General features: G+C 68.6%; 14 protein-coding genes and 1 pseudogene. 9 read left to right on the top strand and 6 right to left on the bottom strand.

Annotated elements, in window-relative coordinates; genetic code table 11:
* Both A5678_RS19040 and A5678_RS19035 read right to left on the bottom strand, forming a co-directional pair.
* Positions 1-280 (bottom strand): annotated as a pseudogene (locus tag A5678_RS19040) (protein tyrosine phosphatase); the annotation flags it as partial.
* Positions 273-956 (bottom strand): HAD-IA family hydrolase, encoded by a 684-nt coding sequence (locus tag A5678_RS19035; RefSeq protein WP_197502195.1) that lies wholly within the window; start codon positions 954-956, stop codon positions 273-275. The pseudogene A5678_RS19040 and the gene A5678_RS19035, both read right to left, overlap by 8 nt.
* Positions 957-1,037: 81 nt before the next feature.
* On the opposite strand from A5678_RS19035, the gene cobC reads away from it, so the two are divergent.
* The 4 genes from cobC to A5678_RS19015 are packed head-to-tail and all read left to right on the top strand — an operon-like array spanning position 1,038 to position 5,063.
* A complete protein-coding gene (gene cobC, locus A5678_RS19030) occupies positions 1,038-2,066 on the top strand; it encodes an Rv2231c family pyridoxal phosphate-dependent protein CobC (RefSeq protein WP_068045141.1) in 1,029 nt (342 codons plus the stop codon).
* Positions 2,063-3,196, top strand: a complete 1,134-nt coding sequence (locus A5678_RS19025) for a Nif3-like dinuclear metal center hexameric protein (protein ID WP_068045140.1) — start codon at positions 2,063-2,065, stop codon at positions 3,194-3,196. The genes cobC and A5678_RS19025 overlap by 4 nt, the downstream gene beginning before the upstream one ends.
* Positions 3,196-3,933: a zinc ribbon domain-containing protein gene (locus A5678_RS19020; protein WP_068045139.1), complete on the top strand. Its 738-nt coding sequence runs from the start codon at positions 3,196-3,198 to the stop codon at positions 3,931-3,933. The genes A5678_RS19025 and A5678_RS19020 overlap by 1 nt, the downstream gene beginning before the upstream one ends.
* Positions 3,930-5,063 carry a bifunctional RNase H/acid phosphatase gene (locus tag A5678_RS19015; RefSeq protein ID WP_068045138.1) on the top strand — a complete coding sequence of 378 codons (1,134 nt, stop codon included), beginning with the start codon at positions 3,930-3,932 and terminating at the stop codon, positions 5,061-5,063. The genes A5678_RS19020 and A5678_RS19015 overlap by 4 nt, the downstream gene beginning before the upstream one ends.
* Before the next feature lie 26 nt (positions 5,064-5,089).
* Here the strand turns inward: A5678_RS19015 and A5678_RS19010 are convergent, their stop codons facing one another.
* The 3 genes from A5678_RS19010 to A5678_RS19000 are packed head-to-tail and all read right to left on the bottom strand — an operon-like array spanning position 5,090 to position 9,234.
* Positions 5,090-6,307: a cytochrome P450 gene (locus A5678_RS19010; RefSeq protein ID WP_068045137.1), complete on the bottom strand. Its 1,218-nt coding sequence runs from the start codon at positions 6,305-6,307 to the stop codon at positions 5,090-5,092.
* Positions 6,300-8,024, bottom strand: a complete 1,725-nt coding sequence (locus A5678_RS19005; protein WP_068045136.1) for an amidohydrolase family protein — start codon at positions 8,022-8,024, stop codon at positions 6,300-6,302. Before A5678_RS19005 ends, A5678_RS19010 begins: the two co-directional genes overlap by 8 nt.
* A 10-nt stretch (positions 8,025-8,034) precedes the next feature.
* Positions 8,035-9,234, bottom strand: coding sequence for an amidohydrolase family protein (locus A5678_RS19000; RefSeq protein ID WP_068045135.1), 1,200 nt, complete (start codon positions 9,232-9,234; stop codon positions 8,035-8,037).
* Positions 9,235-9,395: 161 nt separating this feature from the next.
* On the opposite strand from A5678_RS19000, the gene A5678_RS18995 reads away from it, so the two are divergent.
* Both A5678_RS18995 and A5678_RS18990 read left to right on the top strand, forming a co-directional pair.
* Positions 9,396-12,557: an adenylate/guanylate cyclase domain-containing protein gene (locus A5678_RS18995; RefSeq protein ID WP_068045134.1), complete on the top strand. Its 3,162-nt coding sequence runs from the start codon at positions 9,396-9,398 to the stop codon at positions 12,555-12,557.
* A gap of 127 nt (positions 12,558-12,684) precedes the next feature.
* Complete coding sequence (locus A5678_RS18990; protein WP_068045132.1) at positions 12,685-12,885, top strand: hypothetical protein; 201 nt, start codon at positions 12,685-12,687, stop codon at positions 12,883-12,885.
* Positions 12,886-12,895: 10 nt separating this feature from the next.
* Here A5678_RS18990 and A5678_RS18985 read toward each other — a convergent pair whose 3' ends face one another.
* Positions 12,896-14,398, bottom strand: coding sequence for a molybdopterin-dependent oxidoreductase (locus tag A5678_RS18985; protein ID WP_082945624.1), 1,503 nt, complete (start codon positions 14,396-14,398; stop codon positions 12,896-12,898).
* 415 nt (positions 14,399-14,813) lie between these two features.
* On the opposite strand from A5678_RS18985, the gene kaiC reads away from it, so the two are divergent.
* Genes kaiC through A5678_RS18970 form a run of 3 tightly spaced genes read left to right on the top strand, consistent with a single transcriptional unit; the run spans position 14,814 to position 18,821 of the window.
* Complete coding sequence (kaiC, locus tag A5678_RS18980; RefSeq protein ID WP_068045129.1) at positions 14,814-16,547, top strand: circadian clock protein KaiC; 1,734 nt, start codon at positions 14,814-14,816, stop codon at positions 16,545-16,547.
* A gap of 8 nt (positions 16,548-16,555) precedes the next feature.
* Complete coding sequence (locus A5678_RS18975) at positions 16,556-16,867, top strand: circadian clock KaiB family protein (RefSeq protein WP_231983715.1); 312 nt, start codon at positions 16,556-16,558, stop codon at positions 16,865-16,867.
* 34 nt (positions 16,868-16,901) lie between these two features.
* A complete protein-coding gene (locus A5678_RS18970) occupies positions 16,902-18,821 on the top strand; it encodes an HAD hydrolase family protein (protein ID WP_197502194.1) in 1,920 nt (639 codons plus the stop codon).
* The last annotated feature ends 49 nt before the right edge of the window (positions 18,822-18,870 follow it).

The following is an 18,870-nucleotide window of genomic DNA, read 5'->3' as shown; positions in this document are numbered from 1 at the left end:
GATGGTTGCGGCCCAGCGCCACCACCAGATCGGCCGCCAGATGGTCGGCGTCGACCTGAGCGGCGCGGTGCTCGGTGGAGTAGCCGTGGGCGCGCAGCACATCGGTTGCCCGGTCGTCGGCGCACTGGCCGACATGCCAGTTGCCGGTGCCCGCGCTGCTCACCCGAACGGCGTCGGCCAGGCCGCGGCGGCGCAGCTGGTCGGCGAACATCTTCTCGGCCATCACCGAACGGCAGATGTTCCCCGTGCAGACGAAGGTGACGTGCAGCGGCTCAGACACCGAGCGCCGCCCGCAGCTCGTCGGTCGTCGCGGCGTGCGTCACGCCGGTGACGGTGAACCCGTCGGCGAAGTCGTCGCGCCCGTAGCCCCAGCCCACCACCACGGTGTCGATGCCGTGGGCGGCCGCGCCGTGCACGTCGTGGCTGCGGTCGCCGACCATCAGCACCCGCTCGGGCAGCGGCCGCAGCTGCTCCAGTGCGTGCGCCAGCACGTCGACCTTGGTCTTGCGGGAGCCCTCGGGGCTCGCCCCGGCGATCACCTCGAAATACCGATCGAGCCCGAAATGGGCGAGGATGCGCCGCGCCGTCGGTTCGAGCTTCGAGGTGGCCACGGCCAGCCGGACACCTGCGGCGCTCAGATCGGCGAGCAGCGGCTCGATGCCGTCGAACAGCGTGTTCATCGCCCAGCCCCGGCTGCCGTATTCGGCGCGGAAGGCGGTGATCGCCCGCTCGGCGTCCTCGCCCAGCATGGACCGGAAGGTGTCGTCCATCGGCGGGCCGACGATCTGCGCCACCAGGTCGCCGTCGGGCACCGCGACGCCGACGTGCTCGAGCGCATGCAGGAAGCTGGCCACGATGCCCTCCGCGGAGTCGGTGAGGGTGCCGTCGAGGTCGAAGATCACCAGCTCGGTGGTGAGGCGCGGCGAGGGGCGCTCGGTGGAGGTTGTGCTGGTCACCTCACCATTGTCCTCGATGGTCGCGGCCGCGTGTGACGGTGTCGCTGCCACTAGCCCAAGCGGCCCACTAGTGTTTCTCGGATGGCGAGTCTGAACTTGAGCCCGCCTGCGACGCGCTATCACGGTGATCAGGCCGTTGCACCCGGGATGCTGGATTTCGCCGTCAACGTCCGTCACGCGCAACCGCCGGAGTGGCTGGTGCGGCGGCTGGCCGCGCGGCTGCCGGACCTGGGGCGCTACCCGAGCGCCCAAGACGTGCGCTCGGCGCAGGACGCGGTCGCGGAGCGGCACGGCCGACGGCGCGACGAGGTGCTGCCGTTGGCCGGGGCCGCGGAGGGGTTCGCGTTGCTGAGCAACCTGCGTCCGGCGCGGGCGGCGATCGTCGCGCCGGCGTTCACCGAGCCGGCGGACGCGCTGACCGCGGCCGGGGTGCCCGTGCACCACATGGCGCTCGAGCCGCCCTTCCGCCTGGATGCGGCGGCCGTTCCCGACGACGCGGACCTGGTCGTGGTGGGCAACCCGACCAACCCCACCTCGGTGCTGCACACCCGCGAGCAACTCCTCGCGTTGCGCCGGCCCGGCCGGATCCTGGTGGTCGACGAGGCGTTCGCCGACTCGATCCCGGGCGAACCGGAGTCGCTGGCCGCCGACTCGCTGCCCGATGTGCTGGTGCTGCGCAGCCTGACCAAGACGTGGGCGCTGGCGGGATTGCGGGTGGGCTACGCCCTGGGCTCCCCGGACATGTTGGCGCGGTTGACCTCTCAGCGTGCCCATTGGCCGGTGGGGACGCTGCAACTGGCTGCCGTCGCGGCGTGCTGCGGGCGGCAGGCCGTCGCCGAGGCGGCGGCCGGCGCCGTGCGCCTGGCGGAGTTGCGCGCCGAGATGGTGGCCGGTCTGACGTCGGTGGGCGCCGAGGTGGTCGACGGCCGCGCCCCGTTCGTGCTGTTTCGCAGGCCGGACGCTGCCCGGATTCGAGAGAGCTTGCAGGACAGGGGGATTGCCATCCGTCGCTGTGACACCTTCGTCGGCTTGGACGAGCGCTACCTGCGGGCCACGGTCCGCCGGGAGTGGCCGCTGCTGGTCCAGGCCATTGCGGAGGTGCACCGGTGAGCGTGCGGCTGGCCGACGTCATCGACGTGCTGGACGAGGCCTACCCGCCGCGGCTCGCCGAATCGTGGGACTCGGTGGGCCTGGTGTGCGGCGACCCCGACGATGCGATCGAGTCGGTGACCGTCGCCGTCGACGCGACGGCCTCGGTCGTCGACGAGGTTCCCGAGGGTGGCCTGCTGCTGGCCCACCACCCGTTGCTGCTGCGGGGGGTCGACACCGTGGCGGCCAGCACGCCCAAGGGCGCGCTGGTGCACCGTCTGATCCGAACGGGGCGTTCGCTGTTCACCGCGCACACCAACGCCGACTCGGCCTCGCCGGGCGTGTCCGACGCGTTGGCCCAGGCCCTGGGTCTCACCGTCGAAGCGGCCCTGGAGCCGCGAACGGCCGCGCCCGACCTGGACAAGTGGGTCATCTACGTGCCGCGCGAGAACGCGGAAGCGGTGCAGGCGGCCGTGTTCGAGGCGGGCGCCGGGCACATCGGCGACTATTCGCGCTGCAGCTGGAGCGTCAGCGGCATCGGGCAGTTCCTGCCTCACGAAGGGGCGTCGCCCGCGGTGGGCAGCGTCGGAGCGGTCGAGAAGGTGGCCGAGGACCGGTTTGAGGTCGTGGCGCCCGCCCGGATTCGGGCCGAGGTGCTGGCGGCCATGCGCGCCGCCCATCCCTACGAGGAGCCCGCGTTCGACGTCTTCGCGTTGCTGCCGCCACCCGGTGACGCCGGGTTGGGCCGTGTCGGCGCCCTGCCGCGGCCCGAACCGCTGCGCGACTTCCTGTCCCGCGTCGACGCCGCCCTGCCGCGGACGGCGTGGGGCGTCCGCGCGGCGGGCGACCCCGACCTGCCCGTGCACCGGGTCGCCGTTTGCGGCGGCGCCGGGGACTCGCTACTGGCAGCCGCGGCCGGCGCGGGTGTGCAGGCGTACGTCACGGCCGACCTGCGGCACCATCCGGCCGACGAGCATCGCCGGGCCTCCGGCGTGGCGCTGGTCGACGTGGCGCACTGGGCGAGTGAGTTCCCCTGGTGCGACCAGGCCGCCGACTTGCTGCGGTCCCGTTTCGGCGCCGCGCTGCCGGTGCGGGTGTGCACCATTCGCACCGACCCATGGAACATGGGGCATATGGAGGGTGACCACTGATGAAGGCCGACGTCGCTCAGCAGCGTTCGCTGCTCGAGCTGTCGAAGCTGGACGCCGAGCTGTCCCGGATCACGCACCGGGCCAGCCATCTGGCGGAGCAACAGGCCTGCGAGCGGCTGCAGGAGGAACTCACCGCCGCCGGCGACCGCGTGGGCGCCATCCGGATCGCGTTGGAGGACATCGACGTTCAGGTATCGCGGTTCGAGTCCGAAATCGAGGCGGTCCGGCAGCGCGAGGACCGCGACCGGTCGTTGCTGCAGTCCGGTGCCACCGACGCCAAGCAACTGTCGGATCTACAGCACGAGCTGGAGACCCTGACGCGCCGCCAGGCCAGCCTGGAAGATTCGCTGCTCGATGTGATGGAACGCCGCGAGGAGCTGCAGTCCCAGCTCGACGACGGCCAGAGCAGGGTCGAAGCGCTGGAGGCCGAGTTGGCCGAGGCCCAGCAGGCTCTCGACGCCGCGCTCGCCGAAATCAGCGAGACCCGGCAGGCTCATTCGTCGCGCCGCGAAGCGCTGAGCGCGGCACTGGACCCCGCCCTGTCCGCGCTGTACGAGCGCCAGCGCGCCGGGGGAGGCCCGGGCGCCGGGCCGTTGCTCGGGCGCCGGTGCGGCGCCTGCCGCCTCGAGATCGACCGCGGCGAAATGTCGCGCATCTCGGCTGCCGCCGACGACGACGTGGTGCGATGCCCGGAGTGTGGCGCGATCCTGTTGCGGGTCAAGGGGTTCGACCAGTGAAAGTGCTCATCGAGGCCGATGGGGGGTCGCGCGGCAACCCCGGCCCGGCCGGATACGGCGCCGTGGTGTGGACGCACGACCGCGCCACGGTGCTGGCGGAAACCAAGCAGGCTATCGGCCGGGCGACCAACAACGTGGCCGAATATCGTGGTCTGGTCGCCGGTTTGGAAGACGCCCTGCGTGTCGGTGCCATCGAGGCCGCGGTCTTCCTGGATTCCAAGCTGCTGGTGGAGCAGATGTCGGGGCGGTGGAAGGTCAAGCACCCCGACCTGATCGAGCTGCACGCCCAGGCCCGAAAGCTGGCGGCGCGGTTCGATCGGATCAGCTACACCTGGATTCCGCGGGACCGCAATTTGTACGCCGATCGGCTGGCCAACGAGGCGATGGACGCCGCTGCCGCCGCCAACGACTTGGCGGAAGAATCCGAGCGGCCCGCGGCCGAGCCCGCGAAAACCGCTGCGGCGCAACCCTCGCAATCCCCGCAATCCCCGCACGCGCCCGGCTGGACCGGTGCGCGCGGCACGCCGACCAGGCTGCTGTTGCTGCGACACGGCCAGACCGAGCTGTCGGCGCAGCGCCGCTATTCGGGCCGCGGCAACCCGGCCCTCACCGACGTGGGACGTCGGCAAGCCGACGCCGCGGCGCGTTACCTGGCGCACCGCGGCGGAATTTCGGCCGTCTTCGCCTCGCCGCTGCAGCGGGCCTACGACACCGCGGCCAGGGCCGCCAAGGCGCTCGGCCTGGACGTGACCGTCGACGACGACTTGATCGAGACGGACTTCGGCGCCTGGGAGGGGTTGACGTTCGCCGAGGCCGCCGAGCGCGACCCGGAACTGCACGGGCGCTGGCTGCGCGACACCGGCACCACCCCGCCGGGCGGTGAAAGCTTCGACGACGTGCTCGATCGGGTCCTGAAGGCCCGCGAACGCATCATCGCCGCGCACCAGGGCACGACGGTGCTGGTGGTGTCCCACGTGACGCCGATAAAGATGCTGCTGCGGCTCGCGCTGGAGGCCGGGCCGGGCATCCTGTACCGGCTGCACCTCGACCTGGCGTCGCTGAGCATCGCGGAGTTCTATTCCGACGGAGCGTCTTCGGTGCGGTTGGTGAACCAGACGGGCTACCTGTAAACCGATCCGCCTCACCCGGTTAACGGTCAAGTCGCGGTGAACTCGACGGGGATCGCCGCGGGCGAGCGGAATGCCATACCCATGACTTGCGGCGCGGCGGCGGTGGGGTCAAGCCGCAGATTCGGCAACCGGTCCAGCAGCGCGCCGATTGCCACCCCTGCCTCCATGCGCGCTAAATGCATGCCCAGGCACAGGTGGGGACCGCCGCCGAAGGTCAGGTGCGTGATGTTCTTTCGAGTGGGATCGAAGCGATCCGGGTCCGGGTAGCGCGCCGGGTCCCGGTTGGCCGCCGCGACACTGACGCTGACGTTCGTTCCCGCCGGAATCGCGACGCCGCCGACTTCGCAGTCGCGCACCGCCCGCCGCACCACGGTGGTGATCGGGGGCTCCCAGCGCAACGCCTCCTCCACGGCGCCGCGGAGCATGCTCCGATCCGTGCGCAGCGCGTCCAGCAACGCCGGCTGGGTCAACAGCGCAACCAGGAGGTTGCCCGAGGCGCGATAGGTCGTCTCGACACCTGCGGGCAGGATCAGCAGTAGGAACGCGAAGATTTCGTCGTCAGTCAGCCGCGCGCCGTCGATCTCCGACTCCGCCAGCGTGCTGATCAGGTCGTCCTGCGGGTTACGCCGGCGCTGGGCGAGGATCTTCGTGAAGTAGGCCTTGAGCGTCGCCGAGGCGGCGATCCCGCAATCCCAGTCGTACACCACATTGAGCAGCTCGATCGAGAGCCGTTGGAACCGCAGGTAATCCTGGCGCGGCAGGCCCATGATCCGCGCGATTACCTGCACCGGAAATGCGAAGGTGAATTCCCGCGCCAACTCGGCCCGCCCGAGCGGCGCGAACCGGTCGATGAGCTCGTGCACCACGAGCTCCACCAGCTCACTGCGCCACCGCCGCAACAGCGCGGACCGGAACGACGGCGACACCAGCGCCCGGCTGGCCCGATGCTCGGCCCCTTCCAGTTCGAGCAGGGTGCGGCCCATGACCGGTCCCATGATCTGCTCGTAGATCGACGAGGAAAACGTATCCGGATGGGTGAGCACCGTCTGGCACTCGTCGTAGCCGAGCACCATCACGCCCGCGACATCCAGACCCCGTCCGGCGGTCTCGGTGAACGGATTGCCCGCCATCACCCGGTGCCGCTCGCGTGCCTCCCGCAGCCGCTCATGCACGTTTTGCACCTGCATGAGCAGACCGCCCTGCAACTCGGCCGGGTCGAACTGGTCGGCGGCAAGGTCAGCCATGAGCCGAGACCGTCTGGGTATCGCGTCCCGACCGCAGCACGGTGCCGGGCAGCGCACCGGTGGCGGCCCCGTCGCGGCATACCTCGACACCACCGACCAGCACCGAAGTGATCCCGTAGGCGTCGGCGACCAACCGGGGTGCGCCCGCGGGAAGGTCGTAGCGGGTGCGCTCGGGGCCGTAGTCGATGGTCGCCGGGTCGAACAACACCAGGTCGGCGTGCCATCCGGGCGTGATCCGGCCGCGTTCGACCAGCCCGTAGAACCGGGCCGGCACGTCGGTGATCAGCCGGACGGCCTCCTCGAGCGTCACCACCTGATGCTCGCGGACGCCGTGGCCGAGCAGCGCCGTCGTATAGATGGCGCCGCACATCATGTCGAGGTGGGCTCCGGCATCCGAGCCGCCGATCACCGCACCCGGGTGGTGCCACACCTGTGCGCGCATCCTCCAGTCGGCGGCGTCGTCACCGGTCAGCGGCGGGGCCAGCCCGGTGCGCAGCTCGTCGGCGATCACGATGTCGCACAGCGTGTCGAACGGCTCGCCACCACGCGCGGCGGCGACTTCGCCGACGCTGCGGCCGGTCGCGTCGGCGTTCTCGGCGGCGAACGTCTCGACGATGACCAGCCGGTCCCACTGCGCCAGGCCGCGCAGCATGCCCGCCTCCTTCGAGGAGGCACCCTCGGCGAGGCGCCGACGCACGTGCGGGTCGGCGAGTGCGGCCAGGCGCTCCGGCACCGCCAGATGCATCGTGTCGCGCCAGCCCGGCAGCCCGTCGAGCACGAAGCCGGACAAGAATGAGAGCCGGATCTTCATCGCTTGCGGCAAGGTGAGCGCCACGACTCGGCCCCCGCGGTCGGCGGAGACGTCCCAGGCGCGTAATTGTCGTTCGTGCCCAACGGGATTCGCCGCCGAGACACCCAGCAGGTTCCAGTTCAGCGGCCGGTCGGCGGCAACGGACATGTCCGTGAGCAGGGAGATGTCCTCGTCGGTGAAGCCCGATATGCAGCCGGGAATGATCGCCTCGAGCGTGGTGCCCGGATGGTCGCGCACACCGGCCGCCAGCGCCACCAATTCGGAGCGCGACGCGCCGCGCGACGGCACCGGCCGGCCGGAACCATCGTTGTGGGTCGGCGACTGAGATGTCGACAGCCCGAGCGCGCCGTCGCCCAGCGCGTCGTGCAGCAGCGCGACCATCCTCTCGACCTGTTCCGGCGTCGCTTCCTGGCCAAGGGCATCGCTGCCCATCGCCGCCAGCCGAAGCGCCGAGTGGCCAACCAGGAAGCCGGCGTTGACGGCGATGCGGCCGTCGAACCGGTTCAGCCAGTCGCCGAACGACGACCACTCCCAGTCCAGCCCGGCCCTGAGCGCGTCGAGCGGCATGCCTTCGACGCGGGCCAGCATCCGGGTGAGGTAGTCCTGCTGGTCGGCGGTCGCGGGGGCCAGCGTGAACCCGCAGTTGCCGCCGAAGACCGTGGTGACTCCGTGTTGCACCGATGGGCTCGCGGTCGGGTCCCAGAACAACTGCGCGTCATAGTGGGTGTGCAGGTCGACGAAACCCGGCGCAAGCGTCTGCCCTTGGGCGTCAACGGTTTTCGCAGCCGGCTCCTCGACGTCACCGACCGCGACGATCCTTCCGTTGCTGATGCCGACGTCGCCATGGCGGGCGGGCGCGCCGGTGCCGTCGATGATCTCGGCGTCGCGGATGAGAAGGTCCAGCATGGCAAGCCTCCTACGCTGGGGCCGAAGTGGCCAGCCACCCGTCGTCCGGAAGCGGGTGGCGGAACAGCTGAGCAGCGTTGCGGTGGGTGATCCGGGCCGCATCCTCCGCCGGCAGGCCGGCGACGTTGCGCGCCACCACCTGCTGGGTGTCAGGCCAGGTCGAATCGGCGTGCGGGTAGTCGCTTTCGACCAGGATGTGCTCGGCCCCGATCGCGTCCAGCGCCCCGAACGCGTGCGGGTCGTCGATCGAGCAGAACCAGAAGTTGCGTCGCAGTACCTCGCTCGGCAGCAGGTCGCCTTGCCACGACCCGCCCTCGTGGCCCGAAGCGGAGTGCGCCAGGACGTAGTCGGCTCGGTCGCCGAGCATGGCCGCCCAGCCGAGACCGCCCTCGGCCAGCGTGATGTTCAGCCGCGGGAACCGCACCGGGATGCCCGACCAAAGCATGTCCGCGCAGGCGACCAGCGCGTTGACCGGGAACAGCGTGGTGATGGTCTCGAATGGTGTGTCGGGCGCGGGGATTGGCGCCCACTGTGCGGAACCGGTGTGCAGGCACACCACGGTGTCCGTCTCCTCGCAGGCGGCGAAAAACGGGTCCCAGACCCCGGTGTGCAGGCTCGGGATCCCGCATTGAGCGGGCAGTTCCGGGAAGCTCACCGCCTTGAAGCCGCGCGCGGCGTTACGGCGGACCTCCTCGGGTGCCAGCTGCGGGTCGGCCAGCCACGGCAGTTGCAGGGGGATGATCCGTTCGGGGTAGCTGCCGGCCCATGTTTCGAGATGCCAGTCGTTCCATGCCCGTAGCGTGGCCAGCCCCAGCTCGGGGTCGTCACTTTTCCAGAAGACCGTGCCCGCGAACCCGGCGATCAGCGACGGGAAGTTCAGCGACGCCCAGATGCCGGCCAGGTCCATATCGTGGATCCGGGCTTTGATATCCCAACAGCCAGGGCGCATCTCGTCGAACCGCGCAGCGTCCATGCTCCATTCCTCGCGCGGCCGGCCGATCACCGCGTTGAGGCCGATGTTCGGGTACTCGCGGTTCTCGTAGCGCCACACTTGGCGCCCGTCGTCGGTCTCGACGACCGTCGGTGCGCGTTCGGCCAGCGCGACGGGAAGCCGCCCGACGAACATGTCGGGCGGCTCGATGACGTGGTCGTCGACCGAGATCACGATGTGCTGTCGCCGCCGGGGATCGGGGTCTGGCAGCAGCGCCATACCTTTCGACTATCGTCGGTTTTCCGGCCGTGTCAATGCTATCTATGCAATCAATGCAAAGTTGCGCGCGTTTGAGCGCAACGACCTCTCGGGGCTCGCGCACCGGCCTATCCTCTGAGGACCACTGCAATTGCCGGGGGCCTGGATAGGCGGAGGGTCGGATGACGACCGTAGCGGCATGCCGGACGTGTGGCACCGAGCCTCTGGAACTCGCGCGGTTTTGCCACGGCTGTGGTTCACCGATCGACGAACCCGCTAACCGCGCGGAGTACAAGCAGGTCACGGTCCTGTTCACCGACGTGGTCCACTCGATGGGCATCGCCGCCGCCGTCGGGGCGGAGCGGCTGCGGGAGATCATGTCCGGCGTCGCCGACCGTTGTGCCGCGGTTGTCGGGCGCTATGGCGGCACGGTGGACAAGTTCACCGGCGACGGCATCATGGCGGTCTTTGGGGCCCCGCATGCGCTAGAAGACCATGCCGTTCGCGCCTGCCTCTCGGCGCTGGCCATCCAGGAAGAAGCAAAGGTTCTCGCGGTTGAGGTGAAGCGACGCGACGACATCGAGCTGCAGGTGCGGATCGGCTTGAATTCCGGTGAGGTAATAGCCGGTCAGCTCGGCTCGGGGCCATTCGGTTATACGGCCATGGGTGAGCAGGTGGGGATGGCACAGCGGATGGAGTCAGTGGCTGCGCCCGGCGGGGTGATGCTCAGCCAGTCAACCGCGCGACTCGTGCAACACGCCTTTGTGCTGGACGAGCCGGAGCTGGTACACGTCAAGGGCGGCCGGGATGCGATTCCAGCTCGTCGGCTGCGGAGGATCAGCGCGCAACCCGGCTGGGGCCACCGCCAGGAAGTCACGTTGGTTGGGCGCCAAGCGGAGATGAGCGCGCTGAGCGACATGCTCAGTGGCGCGATTGACGGCGCCGGCGGCGTCGTGGGGATCGTCGGGGCAGCCGGCATTGGCAAGAGCCGGCTCGTTCGCGAAACGGCGGCGATCGCCGACAGTTGTGGCGTCGCGGTGTTTTCGACGTTCTGTCAGTCCCACACCCGCGACATCGCATTTCACGCCGCGGCACGGTTACTGCAGGCGATTTTCGATATCTCGGGCGCCGCCCCCGACACCGCACGCGAGCGGGTGCGCGACCGGCTGCCCCGCGCCGCGCCGGACGATTTGGCGCTGCTTGACGATCTGCTCGGTATCGCCGGGTCCGACGCGGGCCCGATGGAGATCGACCCAGATGCCCGTCGCCGGAGGCTGACCCGATTGGTCAGGTCGGCCGCGTTGGCGCGCATAACCCCGACGCTCTACGTCATCGAGGACGCCCACTGGCTCGACGAAGCGAGTGACTCGATGCTCGCAGATCTTTTCTCCATTCTTCCGCGGACACAATCGCTTGGGTTGCTGACCTATCGTCCCGAATACCATGGCGCGCTGGTGCGGATACCGAGCGCGCAGACGATTACGCTTGCGCCACTTGATGTTTCAAACGCCTCATTGCTGACTAGGGCGCTGCTGGGTAAAGACCCGTCGGTGGTAGACCTTTCTGCGCAGGTGGCGGAGCGGGCCGCCGGGAACCCGTTTTTTGCGGAGGAGATCGTGCGAGACCTCGTCGAACGTGCCGTCCTCAGCGGAACCCCCGGCGCCTACGTGTGCAGCGCGCGCTCCGCGGACATCAGTGTGCCCGCCACCGTGCAGGCCACCATCGCCGCGCGCATCGACCGCCTTGGTGCGGCGGCCAAGCGCACGTTGAACGCGGCGGCGGTAGTCGGCTCCCGCTTCGACGCCGACCTGCTCGCCTGCGTCGACGAGGACGCCGCGCTTGCGGAACTGGTCGATGCCGAACTCCTCGATCCGGTGTCAGTGCGGGCGGAATATGCCTTCCGCCACCCCTTGATCCGGGCGGTGGCCTATGAGTCGCAACTGAGATCGGACCGCTCGCTGCTGCACCAACGAGTAGCAGCGGCAATCCAAGAACGCGATCCCTCGGCCGTGGAGGAGAATGCGGCGCTGATAGCCAGCCATCTCGAGGCCGCCGGGGATCTGCGTGCGGCGTTCGGCTGGCACATGCGTGCCGCAGCGTGGCTGACGAGTCGCGACATCCGCGCGGCACGAGTGAGTTGGCAGCGCGCCCGAGAGCTCTCCGACCGATTGCCGGAAGACGATCCCGATCGCACGTCGATGCGCATCGCTCCGCGCACGTTGCTGTGCGGCTACGTCTGGCGCGCCGGCGGCGCCGGTGTTGCCGACACCGGCTTTGAAGAGCTACGCGAACTCTGCGGTGCCGCTGGCGATCAGGTGTCGTTGGTGATGGGCACATCCGGAGTGCTTACATCGATGACTCTTAACCATCGACTTTATGAATTACGGTCGCTTGCATCCGAATGCGTTCGCCTGCTCGAGTCGATTGGTGACCGTTCGCTGATCGTCGGGCTACTGAACACGGCGACCCTCGCCAAGTTAGAACTAGGTGAAGTCGCCGACGCACTGCCGCTGTTGGAGCGGGTGATCGAGTTAGCCGATGGCGACACGACCATGGGCAATTTCTTCTTCGAATCGCCGCTGGCGTGGGCGCTCGTCCTCCGGGGTCGCGCCCGCTGCAGCCTGGGGTGTTCGGGCTGGCGTGACGATCTGCGGGCCGGGCTCGCGATGGCTCACGAGGTTCAGGGCATGACGCAGGCCGCCGTCACCACCTATGGCTACGGCGTGGCCATCCTGAACGGCGCCCTGGTGCCGGATGCGACGGCTTTGGGGTACTCGGCCGATGCCCTGCGCACCGCCGAACGGTCCGGCGATGACGTTTCGCTGGCGTGGTCCCGAATCACTTACGGCATCATGCTAATTCGTCTGCATAATAGTGACCCGGCCGCCGGCTTGGCCATCCTGGCGAAGGGTCGTGAGCAAGCACACCGGCAAGGCGACCTGCTTACGGGGACCATGGCCGATATCCAGATCGCGGAATGCAAGGCGCACGGCGGAGATGTTGACACGGCGATCGAGATCGCCCGCGCAACAGTGGCGCACCTCTTCGACGGCGGTGGTGTGATCTTCCGGGGTCCGGCGACGACCGTGCTGGTGGAATCACTGCTGCTCCGCGGAACCGCGCAAGACCTGCAGGAAGCGCAGACAGTCATCGACACGCTGGCCGCCTGCCCGGTCGACACGGGATTCGTACTGCATGAGCTGCCGCTGTTGCGCCTACGCGCGCTGCTGGCGCGGGCTCACGCTGACGACGCTGCCTACCGCGACTATCGCGACCGCTACCGCGCGACGGCGACCTCGCTTGGCTTCGAGGGGCACATCAAATGTGCCGAGGCGATGCCATGACGGCGTCTGAATATTTGTCGAGACGGCGCGGTTATATGAGAGACGTCGGCTACGACGAGAGCACGGACGCCTTCGTCATCCGCACCGCGCGATAGTCGCCGCGACCCGCGGCGCTTAGCATCCCCGTATGAGAAGGACTTTCGTCGTCACGTTGGCGCTGGGGTTGCTCGTTGCGCTGTTCGGCCTGATCTGGGCGCTCCAGGGATTCGGCGTACTTCAAGGCAGCCCGATGAGCAACACCACGACCTGGTCCGTCATCGGGCCGATCACGGTGCTGATCGGCCTGGTGATCGCGGTAGTCAGCTGGCGGAAACTCTCGTCGAAGTAGCGCTTCGGGCCTACGCGACGGTGAACTCCACCGAGTGCCAGCCGGTCGCGCCGTCCGGGACGCTGCCAACCTGATCCGCGGTTTGGATGGCTCCGGTGTTGTCGGTGGCGCGCACGGTGATGGTGTGTCTTCCCGGGGTTTTCGCCTGCCAGGGAAACCTCCACAAGCGCCACGTGTCGTTGGAATAGCTCGCGCCCTGTTGCGCGGGCTGCCAGCCGCCGTCGTCGATGAGGACCTCCACCGCGCGCACGCCCCGATTCTGGGCCCACGCGACACCGCCGAATACCACGGGCCCCATCGGCACCCTCTGGCCGCTCTTCGGTACGTCGATCCGGGACTCGGTCTTGATGGGTGCGCGCGGCGCCCAGCCCTGCCGAGTCCAGTACGCCTTCGCTCGGTCGAAGCGGGTCAGCTCCAGCTCGACGACCCACTTGGTGGCCGACACGTACCCGTACAGCCCGGGCACCACCAGCCGGGCCGGGTACCCGTGCTCGATCGGCAGCGGTTGATCGTTGAGGCCGACGGCCAGGAGCGCGGCGCGGCCATCGGTGACCGCCCGCACCGGCGTGCCGGCGGTGAACCCGTCGATCGACGTCGACAGCACCATGTCGGCGTCCGCGTGGACCCTGGCCGCCGCCAGCAGATCGGCGACCCGGTAGCCCGTCCAGACGCCGGTCGAAATCAGATCGCCCCCAACGGGATTCGATACGCAGGTCAACGTGGTCACTGTTTCGACGACGTCGAAGTGGGCGAGATCGTCGAAGCTGTAGGTGGTCTCGTGGTCCACCATGCCGTGAATGCGCAGCCGCCAGTCGCTGCGGCTGAGTTGGGGAACAACCAGTGCGGTGTCCACCCGGTAAAAGTCGGCGCTGGGGGTGACGAAGCTCGGTAGCGCAACGCCGTTCGGTTGCACGTCGGCAGGTATCGGCGTCGCGGGCGTGCGCGGCCGGGGCAGCGCGAAGGTGGTGCGGTCGGTGGCCACCGAGTGGACCAATCGCGTGATGACCGCACCCGCAACGCCGCTCACCACGCCGAAGCCAAGGAGTCCGTAGCCGAGCAACCTGCGCCTGCCGGCGTCCGGCTCGTCTCGCTCGGCTTCGTTCGGGTCGGACCAGAGCCGATGTGTGAGCAAGCGCAGGGCCGCTATGCCGCAGGTCGCACCCGTGACGGTGGGGATCGTGTCGAGCGCGGCCGCGCCCGGCCGCGACAGCACTGCGAGGCATCCGAGGACGCCCGCCGCGGCGATCACGGCGCTGCCCAGCGGGCGGCGCCGGGTTTCCAGGGTCCCGGCGATGGCGGCGATGGTGGCGATGACCACGAGTACGACGACCGCAAGAAAGGGTTTGTCCAAGGAGCCCAGCGTCTGAATCGCCCACTCTTTGACGGGCGCCGGTGTCAGGTCGACGACCACGGCGGAGACGGCATTGCGCGCTTTGGCGCGAGCGTCGAACGGGATGCCCACCAGCTCGGCCACCCCGAGCGAAACGGACGCCGCCGCGATGCCGGCGATCATCCACGCATTCAACGGGGCGGCGGTCATCGAACCACTGTACTCGCGCGCCCTTAAGAACGACCGCAAACGCCTTGCCGTGCAGGCGAACCGGCGTGACTGTCGTCGCCCCGCGGTCCGGGTCCTTCGGAGGTCATCGCATACCCGATGACCGCGTGGTGCCAGCCGTGGCAAAGACCAGGGACTTAAGGCTCCGCGCCGCGGGGCGTTAGGCACTCGTTCCCACCCCGCACAGCGCTTATTCTCCCCAGTCATGGCTCATGCAAAAGATCCGATAGAGCCGCATGTCCCTGCACATCGGACTCTGGCGCGCGACGCGCGGTCGAGCTTGCACGGTGGCGCCGACGGCCAATCCTCGATCCCGGCCCGGACCTAGCTGAATCCATTTGTTGCAGAAGCGCTCTCGGAAGGCGACGTGATGTCAGAACATGGCGTAACGGACCTGGTGTCAGGCACGCCCGAGGCTCCCGTCGGCCCGGTTTTGCCGAAAGCTCCGACCGGAATCCGGGGACTCGACGAGATCACCAAAGGCGGATTGCCGCGGGGTAGGACAACGCTGGTGACCGGGGGGACGGGAACGGGAAAGACGCTGCTCGCCTTGCAGTTCCTCGTTGCGGGTGCTCGGGACTACGGGGAGCCGGGCGTGCTACTGACATTTGAGGAGTCGACGGCGAAGGTCACCGCCAATGTCGCCTCACTGGGCTTCGACCTCGATGGGCTGCAGCGGGATCAGCTGCTCGTTGCGGACTCCTTCCGGGTGGATCCTTCCGATTTCAGCGAGGCGGGGGAGTTTGATTTGGAGCCGTTGTTCATCCTGCTCGCCGACTCGATTGAGCGGATCGGGGCTAAGCGTGTCGTCCTGGACACGATCGAGCTGCTGTTCGGCGCCTTTGAAAAGCAGGCGATCGTGCGGGCGGAGCTCCGTCGGCTGTTCAATTGGCTCGAGGAGCGCTCTGTCACCGCGATCGTGACCGGGGAGCGGGACGCCCAGGGGCTCACGCGCCACGGGATAGAGGAGTACGTCTCGGACTGCGTGATCGTTCTCGATCAGCGGGTGCGGGATGAGATCTCCACCCGCATTCTCAGGATCGTCAAGTACCGCGGGTCGGCGCACGAAACCAACGAGTACCCCTTCTTGATCTCGGCCCGTGGTTTCGTGGTGCTGCCGAGCACGTCGGTCGGTCTGGCCTACAGCGTTTCTGAGGAGCGCGTGTCGACGGGGGTGCCGCGACTCGATCACATGCTGGGCGGCGGTCCGTACAGGGGATCGACCATTCTCGTCAGCGGGGCGGCGGGAACGGGCAAGACCACCCTCGGAGCGCACCTGATCGACGCGGCGTGCACGCGCGGTGAGCGGGCGCTTCTGGTCCTGTTCGAGGAGTCGCCCGACCAGTACATCCGCAACATGCGGTCGGTGGGCCTTGAGCTGCGGCGCTGGGTTGATGCCGGCGTGCTGCGCATCTGGGCGGCGCGCCCGGCCGCCTACGGCCTTGAGGCCCATCTGGCGATCTTGGCCAGCTTGGTCGAGGAGGTGGCGCCGTCCGTGGCCGTTCTTGACGGGATGGCCGGGCTCATGCACGGGGCTTCCAGTTCGGAGGTGACCTCGATGGTGGCCCGTGAGATCGACCTGCTGAAGAGCCGGGGTATCACCGCACTGGCGACGACGCTGGCCCGTGAGGAAGATACGAGCACCGTGAGCGTCTCGTCGCTGGTCGATACCTGGCTGCTGCTGCGCAACGTCGAGTCCAATGGCGAGCGAAATCGGCTGCTGTCCGTGCTGAAGTCGCGGGGCAGCCCGCACTCCAACCAGGTGCGCGAGTTCGTGCTGACCGACCACGGCGTCGAACTCGTCGACGTTTACGTAGGCTCGGCGGGCATTCTGACCGGCTCGGCTCGGCTCGTGCAAGAGGCCGAACAGCGCCTCGCGGCCCGGCAGCAATTGGAAGAGTTGCAGCGTCACCGGCGCGAGCTACAGCGGCGCGTCGTTGAGCGCGAGGCGCAGCTTGGCCTGCTGCAAGACGAGATGTCTGCCGACCGGGCCGAGCTGGAGCGGCTTGATGTGCGCGAAAAGAAACAGGTAACCGACGCCGCGGCGGACGAATCGGCCCTAGCGGCATGGCGCTGGGCCGATCCGGGCCTTCCCGAGGAATGAGGGTCACGATGGCCTCACCTCGCGCGGCCGGTGCTGAGATCTGGGAGTTGCGCCTCTACGTCGCCGATCGATCGCCGAACTGCCTGCTGGCGCTCGCGAACCTGGAGGACGCCTGCGAGAAATACCTGGCGGGGCGCTATCAACTCGAAGTCGTTGACCTGCAAAAGGATCCGCGAAGAGCGGCCGACGACCAGATCCTGGCTGTGCCCACGCTTGTTCGCAGGCTCCCCGAGCCCGTCCGCAAGGTCGTGGGCGATCTCTCGGACACCGACCGGCTGCTCGCCGGCCTACAGCTTCGACGAATCGACGGAGCTACGTGACCGGCGCGACGCCCTTCCCAGTGAGGACGTTCCAGTGACGCCAACGCCCGAGGATCCGGAGGAATTGCGCCGAGAACTCGAGGAGGCACAAGAGACCTTGCGCGCGATCCGGTCGGGGGCATTCGACGCCCTGGTCATCGACATCGGTAGCGGCGACGAGTTGTTCGCGCTCAGCCCCGCGGGGCGGCCCCATCAGCTGGTTGGGGTCACGGCCGCGGGGGCACTCGGCTACTTCCGGGCGGTGGCGGTCGATTTCGATGGCACACTCGCCGACGGCGCTGTCGCGTCCGAAACCTTGGCCGCGCTAACCGACGCGCGCGCCCGGGGGATCCGGATAATCCTGGTCACGGGTCGGATCGTGCAGGAGTTGCGGACGGCGTTCGCGGATGTCGAGGATCACGTCGATGCGCTAGTGGCCGAGAACGGCGCGGTATTGGTGACCTCGCTCGGTGTCCGCCGGTTGGCCGCGCCCGTCGATCGGGCTGTGAGCTGGGAGCTCGCCGCCCGCAATGTGGTCCACCGCAGAGGACAAGTTTTGATCGCGTGTAGCGCTGCTGACGAGCCGGTCGCGCTGGAGGTAGTCCGAGGCTTGGGCCACGACTGCCGCCTGGTACGGAACCGGGATCAGCTGATGATCCTGCCGGCGGGGGTGACCAAGGGCACCGGCTTGCTGGAGGCGCTCGCCGATTTGGGCCTTTCCCAACACAACACGTTGGGAATCGGCGATGCCGAAAACGATCACAGCCTGATGGAGGTGTGCGAGGTCGGCGTCGCCGTCGCCAACGCCGTCGAGGCCATCCGCGCCCACGCCGACGTGACGCTCGACCTGCCCGATGGACAAGGGGTGGTCGACCTGCTCCGCGGCCCTATCCTCGCCGGGCGCACCCACGTCCATCCGCGCCGCTGGCAAATCACGCTGGGCATCGACGACAACGGCGATGCGGTGACCGTCCCCGCCTCCCAACTCAACATCGCCGTGTGCGGTGGCACCGGGACGGGCAAGTCCTACCTGACCGGTCTGATGTGTGAACAACTGGTCCGCTACGGCTACGGCGTGGTCGTCATCGATCCAGAAGGCGACCATATCGGCCTGGGCGACTTACACAACGTCCTTGTGACCGGAGGGCGGGACCGCCGCCTCGCCGGGCCCGGCGAAATCGTTCACCTGTTGCGGAACGTGACGGTGGTCGTCGACCTGTCTCACCTGGACCCTGCCCACCAGGGTAAGTACTTGGCGGGCTTACCCGCCGAGATCGAAGCCCAGCGGGCCGCGACCGGCCTACCCCAATGGGTTGTCGTCGACGAGGCCCACGCCCCGTTGGGGCGGGCGGGGTCCTCGTTGAATGTGTTCAACCCCGCCGCAAAGGGTTACTTGCTCGTCACCTGGCGGCCTGAGGAATTCGCCAATCAGGTCCCGGCGGCCCTGGACGCCGTCATTGCGCTGTGCTCACCACAGCCGTCCAAGCACCTCGTCGACCTCACGGCCGCGGTGGCGGACATGCCGCGCGCACAGATCGCCCGCATGCTGGACGGGCCAACTGGCCGAGCGGTCCTGGCCTGGCGAGCGCTCGCCCACCAAGCCGTGGCGTTCACCCTGGGAGCCCGGAGCACCCCGCATCTGCGTCACGAGCACAAGTACGAATTTTCCGGCGTCGATCGCGACCACCGGTTCTTCTTCCGGACCGACAACGACACGCTCACCGGGGCGGTTGCGGCCAACCTCGGCGAACTCGAAGACGAGCTCATCCGTTGCGAGCGCGGGGTGTTCCGCCACCACTGTCCGCGGCGCGACTTCTCCCATTGGGTCACCGGTGTCTTCCATGACGGTCCGCTCGCCGCCGAACTCGCTGCGGCCGAGGCCCAGCTCTCCGCCCGGAGCCCTGCCGCGATCGTGGAACAAGTTCGCCTGGCACTCGTCGCCGCGCTCCAAGCGCGCCCGAGCAGCTCGGCTTAGTGGGGAAGCACCAAGACCGAACGCCAGTCAGCGACCGAACTGTATTGTG

The sequence above is a fragment of the Mycobacterium sp. E2733 genome (genome assembly GCF_001667585.1).
Taxonomy (GTDB): domain Bacteria; phylum Actinomycetota; class Actinomycetes; order Mycobacteriales; family Mycobacteriaceae; genus Mycobacterium.
Note: the sequence above shows the minus strand (reverse complement) of the source record. Positions and strands in the feature narration are given on the sequence as shown.

Coding starts and splice junctions, on each gene's coding strand:
- A5678_RS19010 (WP_068045137.1), bottom strand. CDS start 6,307: ATGGCTGACCTTGCCGCCGACCAGTTCGACCCGGCCGAGTTGCAGGGC.
- A5678_RS19000 (WP_068045135.1), bottom strand. CDS start 9,234: ATGGCGCTGCTGCCAGACCCCGATCCCCGGCGGCGACAGCACATCGTG.
- A5678_RS19005 (WP_068045136.1), bottom strand. CDS start 8,024: ATGCTGGACCTTCTCATCCGCGACGCCGAGATCATCGACGGCACCGGC.
- A5678_RS18975 (WP_231983715.1), top strand. CDS start 16,556: ATGGCCTCACCTCGCGCGGCCGGTGCTGAGATCTGGGAGTTGCGCCTC.
- A5678_RS18995 (WP_068045134.1), top strand. CDS start 9,396: ATGACGACCGTAGCGGCATGCCGGACGTGTGGCACCGAGCCTCTGGAA.
- A5678_RS19020 (WP_068045139.1), top strand. CDS start 3,196: ATGAAGGCCGACGTCGCTCAGCAGCGTTCGCTGCTCGAGCTGTCGAAG.
- kaiC (WP_068045129.1), top strand. CDS start 14,814: ATGTCAGAACATGGCGTAACGGACCTGGTGTCAGGCACGCCCGAGGCT.
- A5678_RS18990 (WP_068045132.1), top strand. CDS start 12,685: ATGAGAAGGACTTTCGTCGTCACGTTGGCGCTGGGGTTGCTCGTTGCG.
- A5678_RS18985 (WP_082945624.1), bottom strand. CDS start 14,398: ATGATCGCCGGCATCGCGGCGGCGTCCGTTTCGCTCGGGGTGGCCGAG.
- cobC (WP_068045141.1), top strand. CDS start 1,038: ATGGCGAGTCTGAACTTGAGCCCGCCTGCGACGCGCTATCACGGTGAT.